The sequence below is a fragment of the Clostridium sp. CAG:43 genome (assembly GCF_000434655.1).
GTDB lineage: Bacteria > Bacillota > Clostridia > Lachnospirales > Lachnospiraceae > Otoolea > Otoolea fessa.
Genome location: NZ_FR895096.1, coordinates 14,406 through 21,086, shown reverse-complemented (window position 1 = coordinate 21,086; position 6,681 = coordinate 14,406). Strand labels below are relative to the sequence as shown.

At 49.2% G+C, this 6,681-nt stretch carries 3 protein-coding genes and 1 pseudogene; 1 reads left to right on the top strand and 3 read right to left on the bottom strand.

Translation table 11 applies throughout. The features are described 5' to 3' along the window. Window positions 1-1,097 (bottom strand): HlyC/CorC family transporter (locus QVO97_RS08225; RefSeq protein WP_369678401.1); only part of this gene is annotated, 1,097 nt, incomplete at its 3' end. Between the two features lie 357 nt (window positions 1,098-1,454). On the opposite strand from QVO97_RS08225, the gene QVO97_RS08220 reads away from it, so the two are divergent. Next, entirely contained in the window at window positions 1,455-2,789 is a 1,335-nt protein-coding gene (locus tag QVO97_RS08220) for an ATP-binding protein (RefSeq protein WP_022359864.1), read from the top strand. Between the two features lie 197 nt (window positions 2,790-2,986). Here the strand turns inward: QVO97_RS08220 and QVO97_RS08215 are convergent, their stop codons facing one another. After that, the gene (locus QVO97_RS08215) at window positions 2,987-3,961 is read right to left on the bottom strand and encodes a choline-binding protein A (protein WP_022359863.1); all 975 of its coding nucleotides are present in this window, start codon (window positions 3,959-3,961) and stop codon (window positions 2,987-2,989) included. Window positions 3,962-4,151: 190 nt separating this feature from the next. Further along, window positions 4,152-6,681: pseudogene (locus QVO97_RS08210) on the bottom strand (hypothetical protein); the annotation flags it as partial.

Sequence of the window (6,681 nt, the reverse complement as noted above, 5' to 3'; positions counted from 1 at the left end):
GACTGGAGTTCCAAATTCAGGCGTTCATCCAGATCGTCGAGTTTGACCGAACCATCTACCATGTATTCCCGCGGGGCGATGCGCTGAATGGATTTTTCCTCGTCTCCATCGTACTCGTCCCGGATATCTCCGACAATCTCCTCCAGCATATCTTCCAGCGTGATAAGACCGACCGTCGAACCGTACTCGTCGAGCACGATCACGATGCTGATCGCCACTTTCCGCATCTCGCGCATCAGCTCAGCAACCTTCTTAAACTCATATGTATAGAGAGGTTTCCGCAAATATTTCCGGACAGAAAAGCCCTCTTCCCCGCCTTTTAAGAAAATATCCTTGATGTTCAGAACACCGATGACATTGTCCGTCGTCTCCTCATAGACCGGGTAACGCGTGTATTTCTCACTGCGGAATACCTCCATCAGCTCGTCATACGTCGCATCCACGTCCACAAACGTCATGTTGACTTTCGGAAGCATGACATCGCGCGCCACGGCGTCCCCGAAATCAAACACATTGTTGATCATCTTCTTCTCTTCGGACTCGATGACGCCCTCTTCGTGGCTGACCTCCACGATCGTCCGCAGCTCATCCTCCGTGATGGACTCGCCCTTTGCCTTCACATCCACACGAAGCAGCTTCAACACTAAAAACGAGAGCTGGTTGACCACAAAAATGACCGGTGTCAGCACCGTCATGATATAATAAATGATTTTGGCGAACCGAAATGCAATCCGCTCAGCCTGTATCGTCGCCACCGTCTTCGGCGTGATCTCGCCGAATATCAGGATCAAAAGCGTCAGAATGCCCGTCGCAATCCCTACGATCTTGTTGCCCCAGATGTGGGTGGCAAGAACCGTCGCAAGAGAAGACGCATACAGGTTTACCACATTGTTGCCGATCAGAATCGCACTCAGCATTTTACTCGGATCCTCTATGATCTTTAATACATACTCTGCCTGCTTATCGCCATTCTCCGCCAGCGTCCGCACCCGGATCTTGTTGACCGTCGTCAGCGCCGTCTCCGCAGAAGAAAAGAAAGCCGACATCAAAAGCAGCAGTATCAAAATCAATAGCTGTATCCCATCACCAGAACTCAAAAAACTCAACTCCTATCTCCCCTTATAGGGGATTACTCTTTTTTAAGGTTGATTCTACCGTATTTCATAGGTTCTGTCAATAAAGACAGACTTGCATTTCCATACTTCTGCCGTCTCCAGTTACCGTTCTCGCATACGTGCCCAGAAAACGTCTCCCTTCTTCTTAAACCAGAATATGACACAGTCAAAATCTCTCATTCACGCAAGCCGTTGCAGTCACATAAATATATATAAAAGTGTGATAAAAATCACGTTTTTATGTGTATTTATGTGATCCTTCTTGTTATTTTCTCATCTAAAGCATATAATAAGCTTGTAGAATCAATCACCGTCTTTCTATAAAGGAGTATAACTAATATGGAACGTTTGATACTGAATCAATTATTAAACTGGAAAAACTCCCCTTACCGCAAGCCTCTGATTTTAAAAGGCGTCCGTCAGGTCGGAAAAACATGGATCTTAAAAGAATTTGGACGACGCTTTTATGAAAACACCGCCTACTTTAACTTCGATGAAAATGAAGAATATAAACAATTTTTTGAAACTACGAAAGATGTGAACCGCCTCCTGCAAAATCTGATGCTGGCAAGCGGCCAGAAAATTTTACCTGAAAAAACCCTGATTATTTTCGACGAAGTTCAGGACTGCCCGAATGTAATCAATTCTATGAAATACTTTTGTGAAAATGCACCGCAGTATCACATTGCCTGCGCCGGTTCTCTGCTCGGTATCGCGCTTGCAAAGCCGTCTTCTTTTCCAGTTGGAAAAGTTAATTTCCTGCAGATTGACCCGATGACTTTTACTGAATTTCTACTTGCAAATGGAGATGATAATCTAGCCGCCTATCTGGAACAGATAGATACGCTGGAACCAATCCCCGATGCTTTTTTTAACCCACTTTATGAAAAGCTGAAAATGTACTATATTACCGGCGGTATGCCTGAATCTGTCCTGATGTGGACAGAAGCCCGGGATGTCAACGCCATGCAGGACTCTCTTTCTGCCATCATTGACGCTTATGAACGCGATTTTGCCAAACATCCGGACGTCCGAGAGTTTCCGAAAATTTCTATGGTATGGAAATCTATCCCGTCCCAGCTTGCAAAGGAAAACAAAAAATTTATTTATAAAGTGATTAAAGAGGGCGCCCGTGCCCGCGAATACGAAGATGCCTTGCAATGGCTGGTAGATGCCCGTCTTGTGCACAAAATTTACCGCAGCACAGCTCCCGGTCTTCCAATGTCCGCCTATGATGATATATCCGCTTTTAAAATTTATCTTGTAGATGTAGGTCTTCTTCGGCGTCTATCCCAATTATCTCCCAGCGCCTTTGCCGAAGGAAACCGCCTATTTACTGAATTTAAAGGGGCATTAACCGAAAACTTTGTGCTCCAGACTTTAATTACACAATTTGAAGTTGTTCCCCGTTACTGGACACAAACCAATCCTCCTTATGAGGTAGATTTTCTTATTCAGCGGGAAAATGATATTTTCCCGATCGAAGTAAAAGCTGAAACCAATACAACCAGTAAAAGTATTAAAAAATTTAAAGAATTGTTCCCGGATAAAGTCAAACTGCGGGTGCGTTTTTCTCTTGATAACTTGAAACTGGATGGGGATATGTTAAATATTCCATTGTTCATGGCTGACCAGGTCAATCGCCTAATCGGGATTGCCCTAAATCATGTTTAATTTCCTGTAAAACATTTCTGCCTCATTGGACATACTTTCTATGAAATAAAAAAGCTGTCGCATACGCACAAACGGCTTCCCTGCTAAATAAACAGGAAAGCCGTTTTTCGCTTAACGACAGCCTCTTTTTTATATTTCCACACCATAGCTGATGCTTAATCGCCTTCATCCTTCTATCAGATGAACCAGCCACAGCTTTACCAGTCAGCCACCCACTCCTCTTCGGTCTTTTTCGGCACTCTGCCTTTATTCTCCGCCAGCGTCCGCTGTTCCTGGGTCGGGTTCTCGATCCAGGCGCCGTCGGCTCCTACTACATAATTGTCCGGGGTAATCTGGTTCTGGAGAAGATAACCTTTGGCATTGAAATAATACCAGGAGGTAACACCATTCCAGCTAAGCTGATACCAGCCGTTTGCCGGGTAAGAATTATCCGCGTAGCGGTACCACCAGCCGCGCTTTCCCCGGATCCAGCGCTCGCCGCCCGGATCGCTGTAGGTTGTCTCATCGGATGTGACCGCAACACTCTTCCGCTTTCCGTTTTTCGATACCACGCTGAACGTATATTTCTGTCCACCTTCCATGTAATCATAAAAATCATAGCTGGTAGACGTCGTTTCTGCAGAGGTCACCGTACGTCCATCCCGCTTTAATACTATCATATAGGAAGTTGCCCGGTAGCCCTTCTGCCAGGAAGCCGTGGTCGTGCCGCCCCAGTGCGGGTTGACCGGCGCACCGATTTTACCGCCGTATGGCTCCAGATCCACCGTTACCTTTAATTCATCCTTCGTGCTTTTCTTGCTGACAACCTTATACACATCGCCTTTTACATTAACTCTCAGGCTGCTCTTTTTAAACTTATAGCCCTCGTCCGCCTCCAGCGTCACGATAATTCTCGGATATTCCGAAGCATTCCAGCTATTTCCATTTGGAATGATCGTCTCAAAGCCATCGTAAGTGAATCCCTCTCCTGAACAATTCACCTCAATCGCATCGGAATCCTCTTTCGTGATATCAGATTTGATATTGATTGTCACTTTCTTGATCTCGACATCGTCATCATCGGCATAGCCTGTATAGCCGGTATGAAAAAACATCATACTGAACGCCAGCAGCATACCGCATACCGACCGGACAATCCGATGTCCCTTCACATGAGATGTATGACCTTTCATCACCATTCCCTCCTCACTCCTTTTCTGCCCTTCTCATTTCCATCTTTCTTCGAACCACCGGAAATCCCACAGTTCCTGATTGTAAATCAGGCCACCTGCTACCAGGCAGCCTGACTTACCAGATCTGCTTCCTGACTGAAACTGCAGTTCCATCCAGAAAGCAGATTGTCACTTTATAAATTGACTCATTTTACTTTGCATTTCTTCTGCGAAGCCAGAAGCTGCCCAGAATCAGCAGGATCGCTGCCGCGATACCGCCCAGAATCTTGAAGCCCCGATTCTCGGAATCCGTGTGGTGTGCTCCGGCATTGACCTGTCCGTAGTTCACATTGATGCCCTGGCGGGACAGTGCCTCCATCTTTTCCTCTGCACTTAAGACCACTCCGCCATTCGAGGAGAGAAGTTCGCCTGCATTGTAAAGCTTGTATTCGCCGCTCGCCGCATCGTAAACCGGAAGCCAGCTGCTGTTTAACGCCTCTTTCGTGCGCTCTGCATCATGGCTGCTGATCGCCGCTGCTACCTTGTCTGTTCCAAGTTTCGTACCTGTCTGGCCCGATGCAGCACTTCCAGCCGCATTCGCGTCTACGCCAGCCTGACCTGCTGCGCCTGCCTCCATTCCACTCTGACCGGATATTCCAGTCTGACCCGATGCAGCATCTCCAGCCGCCCCAGCTTCTGCACCAGCCTGACCTGCTGCGCCTGCCTCTGTTCCGCTCTGACCTGCGCCAGCGCTTCCGGCTGCCCCGGCTTCCGTTCCGCCCTGATCTGCTGCGCCTGCCTCGCTTCCGCTCGGCTCTGCACCATTTCCAGCTTCTCCGGCCTGACCGCTGCGCCCGCCGGTTCCAGCCTTCTCACGTTCGGCAGCTGTATCACCTGCCGGACCCGTGCCGGTCTTTCTGTCCGCACTCTTCTCTACATCCGTCTGTGTGCCATCAAGGGCTGCCTTGACGCCTTCTCCAGACTGTACCGCAGCCTGCGAATCCTTCTCAGAATCACTCTGCGTCCTGGAGTCACTCTTAGAAGTTTCCTTCTTCAGGGACTCGGACTCCGGGGACTCATTTTCTGAATTCGAAGCATTGCTCTTCGCTCTGAGCGATCTGGCCTTCTTCACACTGCTGCTCTTAGAAGACTTCTTCGACTTGGAGCTTTCTTCGTCTGCGTCCTCCGCATCTTCTGCCTCGTCTGCATCCTCCGAATCATCCAGGTCTGCCCCATCGTTCTTCGAACTCTGGACGCCATTCTTCTTTGCTCCTGTCTCTGAACCAGTCTTATCGCCGCCGTCCCCGGCTTCTCCGGTCTGAACCGTATTCGCAGCCGTCGTGCCGCCAGCCGTTCCATTGCCGTCTCCGGCTTCTTTCTGCTCATTCGAGCGGACACCGGAATCCGACTGTCCCGCATCACCGCCGGCACCTCCTGCTGTATTGCCGCGGAGGACTCCTGCGATGGAGTTCTCCGTTCCGGTTCCATTGGTACCGTCGTACAGGTTCTTCACCTCATTTAAATCAACCTTATTGCCCAGATCCGTTGCTGCCAGATAGCTGGAGCGGGCACTCTTGAACATACTGTCGGTCTTATCGGAGATCCACTGTTTTGCGAAATCAACCAGATTGACCACATCCTCATCATTCTGAACTACTTCCAGATTTTCACCGGTCAGGTAGTTGAATGCGAAGACCTTGCCAGAATTATAGCGTCCAACCACTATCGGTGCGTCGGCATATGCCGTGTTGGAAATCTCACCGATGGAAGCATTCTGGAAGCCATTCGGAAGCTTGATCTCGTCTTTGCCGATGTCAGCCAGTTTTCCGTCCTCTCCCAGAACCGTCATAAAGGACTCGTCCTGATAGTGGTCGATGATCCAGCCATCCGGTGAAACCGGATTCTGTGCATTGTAGAGACTCAGCTCACCATTCTTGACAATCGCCTGATATGGAAGCACGGATGCCTCTTCTGAATCCTCCTCCGAAAGAGCCATCGGTTCTGCTGACAAGGTAAAGTTCTTGTATACCTGCAGTTCATAACCTGCATAGTCCCAGTCATACAGAGGTACTGTATCCAGTTTTTCACCGTTGGAACCGGCTGTTCCGATGATACTTCCGCTCTCCAGATCGATGATATTGCCATCCAGATCCAGAGCACATCCGTTAAACAGATGGATATACTCTCCGGCTTTCACACCTTCCGGAGTGCCTGCGCCTCCGGCGGTCAGGTAATACCAGGAATCCCCGTTTACCATAACACTGTGTGCCAATTCATCCGGATCAATCTCATATTCCTCTGATTTAACTCCGTCGGTTACCTCTGCCGTCAGAGGTGTCTGATAATCATAAGAGAATGTCATCACACGACCGGTGATAGCCTCATCAGCCAGAACATCCTGGCCAGAGAGAATCCGTACCCGGTACTCTGGTACCGCTGCCTCCGTGTCTCCATAGGCAAAATCGGCATCCATATCGTATAATGTATCTCCGTTTTCTGTTCCCGCTGCCGGTTTCTGTGCTTCGCTTGAAGAGTCATCCGCGGACGCATCCTCTTCATCCACAACCGGACGCATGCCGATACCGGCTTCTGCATCCTTCGTCACATCCCGGTCAAATTCCAGGTTGATGCTGCCTGCACCGGAGGCATAAACCTCCAGGCCCGGAAGCTCGCCTTCCGTCATGGCCAGTGTCGTCACTCCGCCCTGTGGAATCGGAATACCGGCTCCGATTGCCTTCATG

What these genes read in the sequence shown, in the direction of transcription:
- QVO97_RS08215 (WP_022359863.1), bottom strand. Translation starts at nt 3,961, where the DNA reads ATGAAAGGTCATACATCTCATGTGAAGGGACATCGGATTGTCCGGTCG.
- QVO97_RS08220 (WP_022359864.1), top strand. Translation starts at nt 1,455, where the DNA reads ATGGAACGTTTGATACTGAATCAATTATTAAACTGGAAAAACTCCCCT.